The sequence below is a fragment of the uncultured Bacteroides sp. genome (genome assembly GCF_910586915.1).
Lineage (GTDB): Bacteria > Bacteroidota > Bacteroidia > Bacteroidales > Bacteroidaceae > Bacteroides.
The window spans coordinates 62790-80092 of sequence record NZ_CAJULN010000002.1; the positions used below are offsets into that span (position 1 = coordinate 62790).

Genomic DNA, 17303 nt, shown 5'->3' on the forward strand with positions numbered 1-17303 from the left:
GTCGTATTATATAAAAAGACGACCCATATGGCATTACAACAAGAATTGGAAGAGGTAAAGAAGTGGCTGCTGAAAGAGATAACCGGCAGCATCACTCCGGAAGAAAAGATAAAGCTACAGGAATGGGCCGATGCGGCAGAAGAGCATCAGGCCTTTATCGAACAAATATTATCCGAAGCATTTCTGACACAAGCCGTACTGGACAGAAATGAGAGAAAGCAGCAAGAGGAATGGCAGAAACTACATTATAAGATAGGATATGTACGCCCACTGGCCGCCTCTTTCCGCAAGTGGATAGCCATAGCGGCCATGATTTGCCTGCTGTTGGGCAGTGGTTTTTATTTGCTGAACCGCGAAACGCTTATTCACTCGGGCTGTTCGAAGGCTTTTCTCCAAACGGTGGACTCTACGTATATCCTGAACGGGGAGGTGCTGAATTACGCCCGCTACATTCTCGACCTATCACCGGCGCAGAGCCGGGCGCAATTAAGCGCCGCACCGGACCGGAAAATCATCGTGCCCCGTGGCGGCGAATACAAGATTCAGATGGAGGACGGCACGTTTATCCACTTGGGGCCGGAGTCGTCGCTGAGCATTCCCGCAGACTTCTCGTGCTACAACCGCCGGCTGGCGGTGTCCGGCGAAGCCTATTTCGTTGTCCATAAAGACAGCCTGCATCCTTTCCACATCCACTCCACCGATGTCGACATCGTGGTGAGGGGAACGGAACTCAACGTGGAAGCCTATCCCGACGAGCGGGAGACCCGAATCACATTGGTGAACGGAAAAGCCGAACTGCGGACTCCGCAGGGGATAATCCGGGAGTTGCCCACAGGACACACGGGTATCGTCAGCGCCGGAGAGGGAGAAGAGGTGAAGATAGCCGCCGCCAACATTGCCGAATGCACCGCCTGGCACCACAACCGCTGGATATTCGAAGACCGACCCATCCACCAAATCGTGAAAAAACTGGCGCGATGGTACGATATGGACGTCTCGTTTGCCAATGTTGCCGCCCGCGATTTCCATATCACGATGAATATGGACAAATATGAAACGTTCAACAAACTGGCGCAGACCATCCGCAAGATGAACGAACTCCAGGTACAAATCAAGAAGAACAACACTATAATTATTTCGGAAAATAAAATTAACCACAAATGAGTACTTTATGAAAGAAAGAACCAGATTTTGCGGTATCAGATGGCTATGCCTGCTGATACTATTGTGCGGCTCTGTCATGGAAGGCAGGGCGCAGGCAGACAAGAACGTAACCGTTCAGTTGAAAAACGCTTCCTTACGGAACGTATTCGACAAAATCAAAGAACAGGCGAATGTGGGATTTATCTACAGCAACTCCGCCATCAGCACACTGCCTAAAAAGGATTATGATTTTCAGAATGTAGCTATCTCAAAGGTTATTGCCTACAGTTTGACGGGCAGTATGCTGACTTTTGAAATAGAGGACAACAAGAATATCATCATCAAAAAGAAGAAAGGGGTGAAAGACATCACCGGCGTGGTGGTAGACGCCCAGGGCGAACCGATTATCGGCGCGGCAATTCAGGAAAAAGGGACTTTGCACGGCACGACGACCGACCTCGACGGACGGTTTGCGCTGGAATCGTTCGGCAATAAAGACATCCAGCTCGTAGTGTCGTACATCGGGATGAAGCGGCAGGTAGTCACCTGGAAAGGGAATACCTTAAGAATCAAGATGGAAGACGACGCCCAAAACATCAACGAAGTAGTAGTGACGGGCTATCAGACCATCGACCGCCGCAAGACAACTGCCGCCATCAGTTCTGTAAAAATGGACGACGTGCTGATGCCCGACATGACCACCATCGACCAAGCCTTAGAGGGACGCATCCCCGACCTTCTGTTTTCGCAGAACTCGGGCAACGTGGGTGCTACGGCACGTCTGCGTGTACGCGGAACATCGACCCTTGTGGGCAACCGCGAGCCGTTGTGGGTATTGGACGGCTTCATCCTTCAAGACCCCGTCAACGTCAGTATCGAGCAGTTGAACGACCCCGACTACATCAACTACGTAGGTAACGCCATCAGTGGTATCAACCCGCAGGACATCGAGCGCATCGACGTACTGAAAGACGCCGCAGCAACAGCACTATACGGTACGCGCGCCGCCAACGGGGTGATTGTGGTGACTACGAAGAAAGGACACGTGGGTACGCCCGTGATACGTTACTCCAACCAGACCAAACTGGTGGTACGCCCCCATTACTCGGACAAGAACATCAACCTGATGAACTCGCAAGAGCGTATGCAGTTCGGTAAAGACCTGTGCGACCTGCATTACGTATTTCCGCAATACATGACGATGGTGGGATACGAAGGTGCTTTCCACCGTTTCCAGACAGGAGTCATCTCCTACGAGCAGTTCCTCAACGAAGTGAAAAACTACGAAACGACCAACACCGACTGGTTCGACGTCATGTGCCGCAATGCCGTGACGCACTCGCACACGGTGAGCCTCTCCGGCGGTACGGAATCCACACGCTACTATAGCTCCGTAGGTTATACGCGCGAAAACGGTACGGTAAATACCGAATATACCGAACGCTACACCGCCGCCCTCAACCTGACCACGAACATCAGCAAGCAACTGCGCACCAACTTCCGCATCAATGCCAACATCCAAAAGAAGAACCACCTTCCGGGTGAGGTAAACGCATTGCAATATGCTTACGAAACCACACGCGCCCTGCCTGCCTACAACCCCGACGGTTCACTGTTCTATCATCAGAAACACGGCTACAGCGTGGGTGAAAATAAAAAGGCCAACAATCAGTACAACTACAACATACTGAACGAAATGGAGAATACCTCCAGCGACTATTCCGGCAACACATTCAACGCAAGCGGAGAAGTGAAGTACAACCTGCTTGACATGATTGATTTCACGGCAGGAGGTTCCTACAGCCGTAGCTCGACCGCGCAGTCCGTATGGTTCGGCGAAAACACCAATTACGTAGCCATTTTGAAAAACGGCGAAGCAAAAGACATCCCCCAAACCGGCGAATCGGGTGTATGTGAATTGCCTTACGGCGGTGTGTACAACACGACAAACACCATCACCGAAAGCATCACCGGACGTCTGCAAGCCAACTTCCATCGTTTCCTCGACTCGGAAAACACCAGCCTCATCACCGCTACATTGGGATATGAAGCCAGTGCCTACCGGTCGAATGCCATTGCCGACGAAACACGCGGTTTGTACCAAAAACGCGGTATGCAGTATGCCACTATGGAAGGTGCCGACCTCGACGACTTCCCGTATTATAAAAACTGGCTCGCCAAAGGACACCGACAGATAACCGCCGCCAAGACCAACACCATCAGTGGCTATCTCACACTTGCCTACGAATACAAGAACTTCTTCACCGTGGGAATGAACGGACGTTTCGACGCCTCCAACAAATTCGGTAGCCGGAGCAACGAAAAGTTCCTTCCCGTATGGTCGGCGTCCGGACGTCTGAATGTGAAAGAAACCATGTTGAACAAATGCGACTGGCTGGATCTTTTCGACATCCGTTTCTCGTACGGCAAAACCGGACATATGCTCGACAACCAGACGGCGAATATGCTTATCAAACAAGGTACTATGGATGCTTATTACGGACAACACATTTCTGAAGTAGTAGCCTTCCCCAACCCGAACCTGCGCTGGGAGCAAACCGGTACAACAAACCTCGGACTGGAGCTTTCCTTGTTTGAAAGACGACTGACTCTGAGCGGCGACGTATGGTTCAAACATACTACCGATGCCTTCTCTTCTATCAATATCTCTACTGTAAACGGAATATCATCTTACCAAATGAACAACGGTACGATTGACAACAAAGGATACTCGTTCTACATCTCCGGCTATCCGATACGCACCAAAGACTGGTCGCTGTACTTATCGACAGGCTATTCGTGGGCAGACAACACGGTACGCTCGGGCACTAACGAAAATTTCAGCCTTGACGATTACCTCAACGGAACGGCAATAGTAAACGGACAGGCAATAGGCACATTCTACTCTTACAAGTATTTGGGACTGAATCCCAGCACCGGTATCCCGATGTTTGAAGATTATCGCGACCGCCGCCATCTGCTTGCCAACAAGAAATTAGCAGACGTTATTCCCCTTGTAATGACAACCAGTGGCAACCGAGACCCGAAACTGACCGGTTCGTTCTACACCACCCTGAAATGGAAGCAACTATCTGCCAATCTAAGTTTCAACTACCGCATCGGCAGCAAAATACGGCTGTTCAATCTCTACAGCCCCATTTCAAAAGGTATCTCTTCGGACAAAAACGTACGCAAAGAGTTCTTAAACCGTTGGATGAAGCCGGGAGATGAAAAACATACCAATATTCCCGTGTTGCTAAGCCCCAGTGACCCGAATTACGAATCAACCATGTCGCACTGGTGTCTTACAGCATCTGCCAAAGTAACCGAAAAGATTCCTGCTTTTGCCGGCAATACTTGGAGTATGTACGATAATTCCGACCTGCGAGTTGTATCGGGCAACTATCTGCAACTGAGCAATCTGGTATTCTCTTACGATTTCCGTCCCGAACAGTTAAAGGAAACCTTCATCAAAGCATTGCGCATGAGCCTGTCTACTACGAATGTGTTTACTGTTGCATCCAAGAAACTGGACGGCCAAGACCCGACGCAAGCCGGTTTCGCCGGAGTAAGTATGTCAACTCGGCCTTCATATACATTTAACATCAACATATCATTTTAAAAACGGATGAATATGAAAAAAATATTATATACAATTACCCTAACACTTGCCATTATCCTGACGGGAACCTCTTGCAGCGACTTCCTCAGTGCCTACTCCCAAACGATGATAGTAGCCAAAACGGTGTACGACCTTGACGAAGTATTATTAGGAGGAGTGTACATCAAAAGTAAAGCGATGTCCGAAGGACCTACCATTCACCGGACTGCCGGTTTCCTCAACATACTGGATGATGATGTCAACACCGGAAGCATTGGTGACGAAACCAGCAAAACCTGGGGTACCTGTCTCTCTTCCATATACGGAATTTATGCATGGCAGCTACGCATAGGAAGCAACTTCGATGCTTCTTATTTTCGGAACGATAATGCGACATGGAATGATTTGTATAACCGAATCAATGTGATAAACATCCTTTTAGATGAAATTACACAACTGCCGCATGAAACAGACGACGAACTCTCTGCCTACATAAGAATACACGGCGAAGCCTACTTCCTGCGCGCCCAATTCTATTTCATGCTTGCCAATCTCTACGGCGATGCATATACACCGGCCACCTGCAACACCAAACTCTGCGTGCCTCTGAAACTGACTCCTTACGTTGAACACGATAAAAACAAGGACACACAGTTTCACCGGGCTACACTCAAGGAAGTATATGCCCAAATCATCGCCGACCTGCTCCAAGCAAAAGAGTGTCTGACCCGTAGTCCCCAAGCCGACCACCACCGCCTGCACCGTGCATCGGTAGAATCTGCAGAACTGTTGCTCAGCCGTGTCTATCTGTATATGCAAGAGTGGGAAAAGGCAGAAAAAGAGGCGGACGAAGTGATGAAAAGCACAGCAGCTACACTGAGTTCCATCCAAACCTTTACTTCTGACAAGGCCTTCCTGACGGAAGACAATCCGGAGATTCTCTTCTCGCAAGGACACAACTCGCTCGTCACCGATCTTGTATTCATGGCAAGACCGGGTGATTTCTGCGTGACAAAAGAGTTGTATGATATGTATGACGAAAACGACTGCCGCCGCGACTGCTTCTTCGGTAAGCTATTGGCAACCGGCGATAGCATCATCATGAAAAATAAATACGAAAAAGGAAGTATGGTTTCTCATATCTCCGATGTATTCACCCTCCGAATGGCAGAAGCCTATCTGAACAAAGCGGAAGCCTGCGCCATACAAGGGAAAACAGAGGAAGCCAATCAAACGCTGAACGCCCTTCGCAAACAACGCATCGAAGGGTACACTCCACAAAGCTACACCGGCGAAGAATTGGTAAGCCAGATACGCAACGAACGTCGGAAAGAACTTTGTTTTGAGGGACATCGCTGGTTCGACTTGCGGCGATATGCTGTATGTGAGTCTTATCCTTACTCCAAAGAAATCATCCACGTATATCACGTCTGCGGCGACAAGGGAGTATCTCATACACAGACATTCCGTTTGGAGAAAAACGACAAGGCCTACACGTTTGCCCTGCCGGAATCTGTCATCCAGTTCGATAATGTACCGATGGAAGACAACCCCCGCGACAGCAGAGAACCACTGAAAGCCGACACCGAAGAAGAAACGGAGACACCCGAACAATAACATCAACAGTCTTTCATTAAAAACAGCATAGAATTATGAAATACATACATATCATATACAGCCTTTTTTTACTGTCTGTCCTGCTAATAGCGTGCGACGACACAGAGATATTGGAAAACAAAATTGATTTTTCCTCTCCATACGTCATTGAAGACAACCCTAACGACCCTATACAGCATCGTCGTTATCTGATTTTTCAGAAATATGGGATTCCTGTGTTTTTTAATGATACTATATCAAAGACATTTATCTACAACGATAACGATGGAAAACCTGTCTACCGTTATGAAACCCTCGACCTGAACTGGAGTTTCTCTTCGCACACTAACCGAGCAATCCAATACACTGTCGATTATTATACCGACCCGGAACTCCAAATGAAAGGGCTGGAGTTTATAGAAGTGTTTCTGGAACAATCTTCCAAGCCGATGCGCCCCTTTTCCATTTTCCTGCCAAGTATGTTAACTATAAAAGACCTAAATAAAAATACAATTGAAAAGCCCGAATTCTGGTTCGGTTTCCGCACACTTGTAATCCCCAAAGTTCCCAATATGGCTATAGAGACAATTCCGTCAGTCCTGCTTGGTATGGTAAAAGCTAAAGTGATGGCAAACGCGGATATTATCAGCCAATTCGGAGAGGTTTCCGATAAAAACAAATATTATGGTAAAGAATGGGTAGAAGAGTTGGGCTGTAAATGGGGAAGGGAACACCCTGGAACTTACTGGGGCCCCACAGTTCTCTATAAAGAAGGCACGTGTGAAGAATATATAAGGTGGGGATTCAAAACAGGAATAAATTCCGTTGAAGATTTTGAAAAAGAACGTACGATTGTATTTCAACAAATAGGTCGGTTCGGATTCATTTGCGGTAATTACAGCAAGAGTCTCGACCACTCAAATTCTCCGGAAAAAGTCGACGAAGATATAGCTTATTACATAGATCAAATGCTCGAAATCGGTAGCGAAGAGTTTCTAGGACGTTATGGAGAGTCTCCCTTAGTAATGAAGAAATACACAATTCTTGCCAATTATATTAATAATGTATTAGGCATCAAATTTTAATTCCCGACAAAAAAATTATGATTATGAAAAGAATAATAAATACTAAAATACTCATGTCACTGCTATCACTTCTATTAGTAAGTGCGTGCAACAATGACGATGCAATTTCATTCGACACATCCAAAGTCGGACAGGTGGAAGACTTTGTAGACGAACGCGACGGACACGTGTACAGATGTGTACAAATAGGCGACCAGATATGGATGATGGACAATCTTGCCTACCACCTGGACAAAGGTTCTTACGAAGGATGCTTTACTTGGGATGAATTGATTTTTGATTTTAATAAAATAACAATTTCGATTACCAATCAGCAATTCATCAAAATCTATGGCGATTTATTAGACAGCCCCAATCATGACTGGAGTGTGCAACAACCGAATATGGACATCAATAAAATGAGAGGTTATCTCAACAACCTGGAAAATGGTGCAGCAGGATATACACAATCTCTTGTTTTATCAGTAACAAGAAGATACACCGTATTTTTCAACCTATTAAACGAAAAAATATCCGAAGAAAAAGAAAAACTCAAACCGCAATTCATCAAAGAAGCAGCCAAAGCGCATTTAAGGGATGCAGAAGCCACCAACGGCGAATATTCAAAAACATACGGACTGCTCTACTCATTGGATGCAGCCAGAAAGGCGGTGCCCGAAGGCTGGAGACTACCTTCGGACAAAGACTGGATGAAGCTGGAAACCACATTGGGTATGCCTGCCTCCGAACTGGAAAAGATAGACGCATGGCGTGGAGACGGTTGCGGAGACTTCATCAAGGCAGGCGGTTCCGCCCTATTCGAAGCCAAGATGGGCGGTTGCAATGCCTGGTCGAGTTCAAGCCACCAATACATTCATCAGGGAGAATGCGGCTACTTCTGGACCGACGAAGAGTGGACTACCGTCCATGTCGGCAATAATACCAATTCGGACGACAACGAAGGTAGCAGCCAGGAAAACGTAAGACAAGGTATCATACGCCAAGTAGCTCTCTACTCACCGATGATATGGCGCGGAACTACCCGGTTGGACAGCAACGGACGCCCAGTATGCTACAGCGTACGTTGCGTAAAAGATGCAAGATAATTTTAACAAACTATTTTAATATGAAATTAAAAGTATTGACTTTATTAACCGTGTGCTTGCTGGCTTCATGGACAGGATACGCACAAAACCGTCAACGGGAAATGTACGGAGACGAAACCCGTGAAGTGAAAATGAATTATGTACATTCGTTGGAGCAGGCCTGCAAAGATGCTTATCGTCAAAAGAAGCTGATATTCGTCAACTGCCATGCAGACTGGGCGGCTCCCTGCCTGGGTATGAACCAGTTTGTGTTCAGCGACGAGGAGTTTTGCCGCCACATGGACAAAACGTTCGTCAACCTGTTTGTAGATATGTCTTCGCCCGAAGGGAAGGAAATAAGAAAAGAGTATGGCGTAGACGTATTCGCGCAATATCTGATACTCAACTACAAGGGGGAAGTGATACAGCGCATACAAGGAGGAAGCAAGCTGCCGGAGTTTAAAGAGATGGTAGACTTGTCGCTCAACAAGAAAACGTCGCTGGCAGGAACCCGTCTCAAATACGAGAGCGGCAAATACTCCAAAAAAGACCTTTACAACTACTTGAAAGCGCTTCGAGTGGCAGGGTCCGACTCGCTATTCAAATCGCTTGCCAAAGAATATATGGCAATGATGGAGGAAAAGGAATATGCACAACCGGAAAACTGGATATTCGCCCATCTCCACAAAAACCGCCAGGGCGCCTACTACCGGTATATGGTTGCCAACAAACCGTTATTCATAAAGAACGTGGGCGAGAAACAGGTCAACGGCTATCTTACCTCTTTGTTCAGCTCGGAGATATTGAGCTACGCTACCGGCAGCACCGAATACGATGCGGAAGCACTCAACCGCCTGCACGGCGAAATGCGCGAAGCGGCATTGCCTGACACCTGTGCTTGTGAGATTCTTTACAACGTGGCCTTGCTGCGCGGTGAAAGAAAAATGCACGACCTTCTGCAATATCTGAACGAAAACGGCAAATACTTGGACAACCACCGGGGAATACGTTCGCTCGTTGAGTTGAGCCTCCCCCAGCCGGGCATGAAGGATGCAGAGAAGCAAGAACTTATCAGCTATCTGCAACGTGCATCGGAACGGGAAAAAGGAACGACTTCACGACGTCTGAAGGAGTTGATTGAACAGCTCGAAAAGAATACCTCGCAAGGTATCGACTTCCAGCACGCTCCTTTCGCCAGCCTGTTGGCAAAAGCCAAAGAGGAAAAGAAACTGGTATTTGTAGATTGCTACACTTCCTGGTGCGGTCCTTGCCGCATGATGGCAAACAATGTGTTTACCCGTCCGGAAGTAGGCGACTATTTCAACGCCCACTTCATCAATGTCAAAATCAACATGGAGAAGGGTGAAGGCAAAGACCTGGCTAAGAAGTACGAAGTGCGTGCCTTCCCCACCCTACTGATGATAGACCACGAAGGCAACATCGTAGAACGAATGGTAGGCGCCCAAAGCACGGAGAAATTACTGGAATGGGCGAAGTCTGTGAAAGGCAACGACTAATCGTTTCTGTATCTTGTGGGCGGTGTGGCAAAACTCACCGCCCACAAATTATATAATCACTACCGGTTAAACAACTCAAACGTAAACTTGCACCCTATCTTCCCGAATCTCCAGTTCTCACTGCTCACAAAAACTCCAAAATCAAAGATATGCGTACCTACACCATATCCCACTTCCATATAAGGATGAAGATGGGGCATGGAGAGGGCACTGACATAGATACGCTCATTTTGTACATAACGTGTATATTTCATCAGATGTCGGAGAGCGAGAAACGGAGCCTCGTAAGTGAAATGTCCGCGTACGTAACGGCGCGAGGAGTTATACCACCGTCCGTCGAGCAACTGAAACACGCCGCCGATTTCATCGTTCCATCCCACAGGAAGGTTACGGCGCGAGAAGTTTACAAAGTCCACAAAATAGAGTTCGTTCTGATTGGTGAATGCACCGCACCCGAAACGATAACAGATATTGCGCATCAGCCCCAACCGGATTCGGTGTTGGAGGTCGAACTCTATCCGCTCATATTCGCCCGTGCTTTTAAATACACCTTTGAATCCCCGCTCGTAGTCGACGGAGAAGGTAGGATAGAACGAACGCAGGTTTATCTTCCGCTTGCCGTTCATATAATAATAGAGGCGCGGCGTCCATTCCACCCGGATGCGGGGAGCAAAACTGATGTAGGTATTCTTGAATCTCTCCATAAATTCGGGAGGCGGCATGGGATAATCGCCGATTATCACAAAACGGGAAGGTTTGACGGCAGTTCTCTTATGGGCGGAGAAACCCAGACCGATATCCAGACCGTTGACCACCTCCAGCGTATGGCGGAAATTGAAATACAAGTCCTTGAAATAATCAAGATGAATCTGATTGAAGTCGAAGATACTGTCGGGCATGGCTTTCAGTTCGTCAAGCACTTTGCTGCTGTAAATGCGGTTGCCGTTGCCCACGTTCAGACGAAAGAATCCGCGCTTCTGCGGCCAATACTCAAAATCGGCATTCACCGACCAGTAGAACTCCTTCCGGGTGAAATTATAACCGAGCTTGGGCACGACACGGAGCACCTTGTCTCCCGCAAACAGACGGTTGTAACGAAAATCCTGCCGATAGGACAAACCATTGCTTCCGCTATAACTGAACAGGAGCGGATTGATAAACGGAGAAAAACGGACGCTTCCGATATTAGACCAGTTGAATTTATAATCTTCAAGCATCAGGTCTCCCATTGTTCCCCAGAAAGTCTGGCTTTTCGAAGGCTTTCGCACGGTGGCCGTATCCCGCCTCAGTTTATAGTCGCGGTACAATTTCTTCTCACTCTCCTCCAAAGGGATGTGGCGCATGACGGCAAAGGTCGAAGCATCCGTCTTGTAAGCGTTCGTGTCACACTTCAAGGAAAACGATTCCGACAGATTATACTTCTTCTTTTCTTTCCTACGTGTTTTCTTTTCTTTGAGTTCGATGGATTTATAGTCCAAAGAAGCGGTGTAGTTGCCGCCGACCCTGTTTCCGAGGAATTTGAAGAGCGCTTCCATATCATAGCGCACAGGCAGAAATTCGTTTTTCTTTCCCACCTCCCCCATCTTAATCCGACAGGTGAACGTAATCAGTTCCGACCGTCCCGAGAAACGGATTTCACGTACACTCCATACATTACCACTGACAATCATATAGCCGCCCACCAACTGGTCACTCTTTGTGCGGGGGATAAAACGTATCCGGTAGTCGGGATTATTGTGGTCTCCCATCACGCTGTCTATCTGATACCTGTAATATTTCCGCCCGTTCTTGGCCAACGGCGACAGCAGCCGTTCGTCATTCAGCAATGAGGAGGAGTAGATGTTCACATTGAAATATTCGAGCAGTCCCGGCAATCCCCTATTTCCCCTCACCGTTCCCTGCGAGGCTTTCACTTTCTGGTCGTATATATTGGGAGCGGTATAATGGAGGTCGCTGTAGGTTTCGAGCAAATATTCGTTCACCCCTTTCTGCAAACGGAACATGGAAGGCACATAGCGGAGAATAAAATTATGTTTCTGAATGTCCATCTTACCTTTTATATACAGACTAGCACGGTAATCGCTAACTATCGTTTCGTAGAAAGGTGCGAAGGTCATGACGCGCTCGATGACGGAGTCGGCCGAGATACCCCGATAGGCATAAGAAGTCATCACACCGTTGGCGGCCGTTCCCTTTGATATAAAAGAAAACAGACACAGTACCATGCATCCTATCAGTATTTTACTTCTCAATCGCTGTTTCTCCTTCATTAACGTAGGCAAATATAAAAAAGAATATTGACCTATCATCCACTGCCCGATTTTATTTCGCCGCACCCATTTTATTTTTCGACCTTTGCATCCGCATCAACAATAAGATATCAAAATCCATTTCAGGGTACCCCCTCAAAAAAATAGATTATTTTTTTCAAAATACCCCTTCAAAATAGGGGTACTTTCAGAAAAAACACATAATTTTGCACCATAAACCAATAAAAAACAGACCATCTATGTCTAAAATGAGATTTTTCGCATTACAAGAACTTTCCAACCGGAAACCTTTGGAAGTAACTGCTCCTTCCACCAAACTCTCCGATTATTATGGCAGCCACGTGTTCGACCGCAAGAAGATGCAGGAATATCTTCCGAAAGAGGCCTACAAGGCTGTGATTGATGCAATCGAAAAGGGTACGCCTATCAGCCGCGAAGTGGCAGACCTTGTAGCCAACGGCATGAAGAGCTGGGCAAAGTCACTCAACGTCACCCACTACACACACTGGTTCCAACCTCTGACAGACGGAACTGCCGAAAAACATGACGGTTTTATCGAGTTCGGCGAAGACAGCGGAGTTATCGAACGCTTTTCCGGAAAACTGCTCATCCAGCAGGAACCGGACGCTTCTTCTTTTCCCAACGGCGGTATTCGCAACACTTTCGAAGCACGCGGCTATACGGCTTGGGATGTTTCATCACCCGCTTTTGTGGTAGATACAACGCTTTGTATCCCTACCATCTTCATCTCTTACACAGGCGAAGCACTGGATTACAAAACTCCGCTATTGAAAGCACTCGCCGCCGTAGACAAAGCGGCCACGGAGGTCTGCCAACTGTTCGACAAGAACGTGACCCGTGTCTATACAAATTTGGGCTGGGAACAGGAATATTTCCTTGTCGACTCTTCCTTATATAATGCACGCCCCGACCTCTGCCTCACAGGACGCACACTGATGGGACACTCTTCCGCCAAAGACCAGCAGTTGGAAGACCACTATTTCGGTTCCATCCCTCCGCGCGTCACGGCATTTATGAAGGAACTCGAAATAGAGTGCCACAAATTGGGCATTCCTGCCAAAACCCGCCACAATGAGGTAGCACCCAACCAATTCGAGTTAGCTCCCATCTTCGAAAATTGCAACCTGGCAAACGACCACAACCAACTTTTCATGGACTTGATGAAACGCATCGCCCGCAAGCATCACTTCAACGTGCTTCTGCACGAAAAGCCTTACAGTGGCGTCAATGGTTCGGGCAAGCACAACAACTGGTCGCTCTGCACCGACACAGGCATCAACCTGTTTGCACCGGGCAAGAATCCGAAAGGAAATATGCTCTTCCTCACCTTCTTGGTCAATGTACTGATGATGGTTTACAAAAACCAAAACCTGCTGCGTGCTTCCATCACGAGCGCCAGCAACAGCCACCGCTTAGGAGCCAACGAAGCGCCGCCCGCCATCCTCTCCTGCTTCTTAGGCTCGCAACTGTCGGCAACCCTTGACGACATCGTACGCCAAGTAGGCAACGAGAAGATGACGCCCGAAGAAAAAACGACATTGAAATTAGGTATCGGACGCATCCCCGAAATCTTGCTCGACACGACCGACCGCAACCGTACTTCGCCCTTCGCCTTCACCGGCAACCGGTTTGAATTCCGTGCCGCAGGCTCTTCTTCCAACTGTGCCGCCTCGATGATTGCCATCAACGCCGCTATGGCAAACCAACTGAACGAATTCCGTGCATCGGTAGAGAAACTGATGGAAGAAGGAGTAGGCAAGGACGAAGCCATCTTCCGATTACTGAAAGAGACAATCATCGCCTCCGAACCAATCCGTTTTGAAGGCGACGGCTACTCCGAAGAATGGAAACAGGAGGCTGCACGTCGCGGATTGACCAACATTTGCCACGTCCCCGAAGCCCTGATGCACTACGTTGACAACCAATCGAAAGCCGTACTTATCGGCGAACGTATCTTCAACGAGACAGAGTTGAACAGCCGCCTGGAAGTGGAACTGGAAAAATACACCATGAAAGTGCAGATTGAAGGCCGCGTATTGGGCGACCTCGCCATCAACCACATCGTGCCGACAGCCGTTGCCTATCAGAACCGATTGCTCGAAAACCTTCGCGGACTGAAAGAGATATTCTCCGCCGAAGAGTACGAAGTGCTGAGCGCCGACCGCAAGGAACTGATTCGTGAGATTTCGCACCGGGTGACTTCCATCAAAGTATTGGTTCGTGAAATGACCGAAGCAAGAAAGGTAGCCAACCGTCTCGAAAGCTACAAGGAACGCGCCTTTGCCTACGAAGAAAAAGTACGCCCGTATCTCGATCAGATACGCGACCACATCGACCATTTGGAAATGGAAGTGGACGACGAAATATGGCCGTTGCCCAAATACAGGGAGCTGTTATTTACCAAATAAAACGTCTTCAGGATTGCACGAAAGGTTTCACTTTTGTGCAATCTTTTTATAAATACGTGCTTTTTTTCATTTTTTATTTTTACTTTTGTGCTGTATAACACAGTTTTGTAGCATATATGGTAAAAATGAATATGTCAGACATCGATATTTCGGAGCCGCTGTCCGATATGTTAGCTCCTTTGAACAATGAACAAAAGGAGTTTCTGATGAACAATTACACAATACAGACCTACAAAAAAAATGAAACCATCTATTGTGAAGGAGAAACACCTTCGCATCTGATGTGTCTTATCAGCGGCAAGGTCAAAATCTTCAAAGACGGTGTAGGAGGTAGAAGCCAGATTATCCGCATGATTAAACCATGCGAATACTTTGCTTACCGTGCCTATTTCGCCAAGCAGGATTTTGTGACTGCCGCAGCCGCTTTCGAGCCTTCCGTTGTCTGCCTCATCCCCATGAGTGCCATTACTACCCTGATTGTACAAAACAACAACCTGGCGATGTTCTTTATCCGCCAGCTCTCCATCGACCTCGGTATCTCCGACGAACGTACCGTCAACCTGACTCAAAAACATATCCGCGGACGTTTGGCAGAGTCTCTGATTTTCCTGAAAGAAAACTATGGACTGGAAGAGGACGGCTCGACCTTGAGTATCTACCTGTCGCGGGAAGACTTGGCAAACCTCTCGAACATGACCACTTCAAATGCCATCCGCACGCTGTCTCAGTTTGCAACGGAAAGACTGATAACCATCGACGGAAGAAAAATAAAAATCATTGAAGAGGAGAAGTTGAAGAAAATAAGCAAAATTGGATAATAGATTTGTAAACATCAGTCAAGAGATGATTTTCTGAGATGTTTATTATGAATAAAAGAGGGAACACTTCACAAAAATGTCCCCTCTTATTCGTATCATGTATCCAATCTTTAAATCAACCCTTTTGCAGAAAGATAACGTTCTGCCTCAATAGCTGCCTTACAACCACTACCTGCCGCCGTAATAGCCTGCCGATAATGAGGATCGGCAACGTCGCCGGCAGCAAACACCCCGGGAACTTTCGTACGCGGACTGCCACCGTCTGTAACGATATACCCTACCTCGTCCGTATCGATATAATCCTTGAATATATCGGAATTCGGTTTATGACCGATAGCCAGGAAGAAACCGTCGATAGGCAAGCTGTAGTGTTCCTCGTCCGGTTCGCCCAGACGTTTCACCAATTTCACACCTTCCACGCCATTGTCTCCGAACAATCCTTCCGCATTGTGTTCAAACAGCACTTCAATCTTCTCGTGATTCATCACACGCTCCTGCATAATCTTCGAAGCACGCAAGAAAGGCTTGCGGACAATGAGATATACCTTCGATGCAAGTCCTGCCAGATAAACCGCTTCTTCACAAGCCGTATCACCGCCACCAACAACGGCAACCACTTTCTTACGGTAGAAGAAACCGTCGCAAGTAGCACACGCACTGACACCCATACCGGCATATTTCTTTTCGTCCTCCAGTCCCAGATACTTGGCTGTCGCACCGGTAGCGATAATCAACGCTTCCGTTTCAATCTCTTTTTCTCCGTCAATCGTAATCTTATAAGGAGCCTTACTCAAATCGGCTGCCGTTGCTATTCCGAAACGCATATCTGCTCCGAAGCGGTTTGCCTGTGCACGCAAGTCTTCCATCAACTGCGGGCCGCTAATACCTTCGGGATAACCGGGGAAGTTCTCCACATCCGTAGTCGTGGTCAACTGACCACCAGGTTGCAATCCTTCATAAAGCACCGGAGCCAAGTTGGCACGTCCTGCATAAATCGCTGCCGTGTACCCGGCAGGTCCTGAACCGATAATCAGGCACTTCACTTTTTCTATTTCTGCCATTTTATTATACTTTAATTGTTCTGTTATTCAGAAAAAACACTTTATCTCAAATCAATAATCTCTGCACCCGGATATTGCTTGGGGTCGAACACAAAGAGCGTATCCGCGTAATGCTGCCGGGTCTGATAGTTCGTAACGGTTATTTCACTACGCGTCTGTTGCCCGCGCTGTTGAAGCAGCATATAGAGAGGTTCGTAAGCATCCTTCGTCACAAAAAGCGTGATTCGTTCCAACTCCTGTCTTTTATCTTTAGCCGTCAGGATGACTTCCCAAACGGCTTTTCCACGAAACGTTTTCGTCTCTCCCAATCGGTAAGAGAATCCTTTTTGATAAATGTACAGAAATGTGTATGGATTGATTTGCTGCAACTCTTCCGGAGTCGGGTTACTAACGTTCACTTCGTCGTTCTTCGCCACATAGCTCCACTGCGTCTTTCCGTCAAACCAAGTGGCCAAACCGGCAACTTTCAGCACAAACTTCTCCCCTTTCAGCCGGACAGTTCCGCTCTCCGCCCCTTCTGCAAGTCCGTTCGTGACGGTCTTTACAACAAAATCGGCTTGCACACCGCCCGCTTTGCGGAAGGCCTCAGCCGTCTTGTCAAGAACAACCTTAGCCTGCGACTGCTGCTGAGCACTCACAGGCAATGATAGTAAAACGATTAAAAATGTAAAAATGTATTTTCCCATTCGATTCATAAGTGATTGATTACTATAAACGGC

11 protein-coding genes are annotated in these 17303 nt (G+C 47.5%); 8 read left to right on the plus strand and 3 right to left on the minus strand.

Translation table 11 applies throughout. The annotated features are described in order from the left end of the window. Nucleotides 1-27: 27 nt before the first annotated feature. Genes QZ331_RS01335 through QZ331_RS01360 form a run of 6 tightly spaced genes read left to right on the plus strand, consistent with a single transcriptional unit; the run spans nucleotide 28 to nucleotide 10006 of the window. The gene (locus QZ331_RS01335) at nucleotides 28-1164 is read left to right on the plus strand and encodes a FecR family protein (protein ID WP_294627336.1); all 1137 of its coding nucleotides are present in this window, start codon (nucleotides 28-30) and stop codon (nucleotides 1162-1164) included. A 7-nt stretch (nucleotides 1165-1171) separates the two neighbouring features. Continuing rightward, nucleotides 1172-4765, plus strand: coding sequence for a SusC/RagA family TonB-linked outer membrane protein (locus tag QZ331_RS01340; RefSeq protein WP_294627338.1), 3594 nt, complete (start codon nucleotides 1172-1174; stop codon nucleotides 4763-4765). A 12-nt stretch (nucleotides 4766-4777) separates the two neighbouring features. After that, a complete protein-coding gene (locus QZ331_RS01345; RefSeq protein WP_294627340.1) occupies nucleotides 4778-6361 on the plus strand; it encodes a RagB/SusD family nutrient uptake outer membrane protein in 1584 nt (527 codons plus the stop codon). A 35-nt stretch (nucleotides 6362-6396) separates the two neighbouring features. Then, the gene (locus QZ331_RS01350; protein ID WP_294627342.1) at nucleotides 6397-7425 is read left to right on the plus strand and encodes a hypothetical protein; all 1029 of its coding nucleotides are present in this window, start codon (nucleotides 6397-6399) and stop codon (nucleotides 7423-7425) included. 23 nt (nucleotides 7426-7448) lie between these two features. Then, nucleotides 7449-8510 (plus strand): FISUMP domain-containing protein, encoded by a 1062-nt coding sequence (locus tag QZ331_RS01355; RefSeq protein WP_294627344.1) that lies wholly within the window; start codon nucleotides 7449-7451, stop codon nucleotides 8508-8510. A gap of 20 nt (nucleotides 8511-8530) precedes the next feature. Then, nucleotides 8531-10006 (plus strand): thioredoxin family protein, encoded by a 1476-nt coding sequence (locus QZ331_RS01360; protein ID WP_294627346.1) that lies wholly within the window; start codon nucleotides 8531-8533, stop codon nucleotides 10004-10006. A gap of 59 nt (nucleotides 10007-10065) precedes the next feature. On the opposite strand, the gene QZ331_RS01365 is transcribed toward QZ331_RS01360, so the two are convergent. Then, nucleotides 10066-12177, minus strand: coding sequence for a DUF5686 family protein (locus tag QZ331_RS01365; protein WP_294627499.1), 2112 nt, complete (start codon nucleotides 12175-12177; stop codon nucleotides 10066-10068). 338 nt (nucleotides 12178-12515) lie between these two features. Between QZ331_RS01365 and QZ331_RS01370 the strand changes: the two genes are divergently transcribed. Both QZ331_RS01370 and QZ331_RS01375 read left to right on the plus strand, forming a co-directional pair. After that, nucleotides 12516-14705, plus strand: coding sequence for a glutamine synthetase III (locus QZ331_RS01370; RefSeq protein WP_294627348.1), 2190 nt, complete (start codon nucleotides 12516-12518; stop codon nucleotides 14703-14705). A 116-nt stretch (nucleotides 14706-14821) separates the two neighbouring features. Beyond that, nucleotides 14822-15523, plus strand: a complete 702-nt coding sequence (locus QZ331_RS01375; protein ID WP_294627350.1) for a Crp/Fnr family transcriptional regulator — start codon at nucleotides 14822-14824, stop codon at nucleotides 15521-15523. Between the two features lie 110 nt (nucleotides 15524-15633). Here the strand turns inward: QZ331_RS01375 and trxB are convergent, their stop codons facing one another. Both trxB and QZ331_RS01385 read right to left on the minus strand, forming a co-directional pair. After that, entirely contained in the window at nucleotides 15634-16584 is a 951-nt protein-coding gene (gene trxB, locus QZ331_RS01380) for a thioredoxin-disulfide reductase (RefSeq protein ID WP_294627352.1), read from the minus strand. A 41-nt stretch (nucleotides 16585-16625) separates the two neighbouring features. Then, nucleotides 16626-17270 (minus strand): LolA-like putative outer membrane lipoprotein chaperone, encoded by a 645-nt coding sequence (locus QZ331_RS01385; RefSeq protein WP_294627354.1) that lies wholly within the window; start codon nucleotides 17268-17270, stop codon nucleotides 16626-16628. Between the last annotated feature and the right edge of the window lie 33 nt (nucleotides 17271-17303).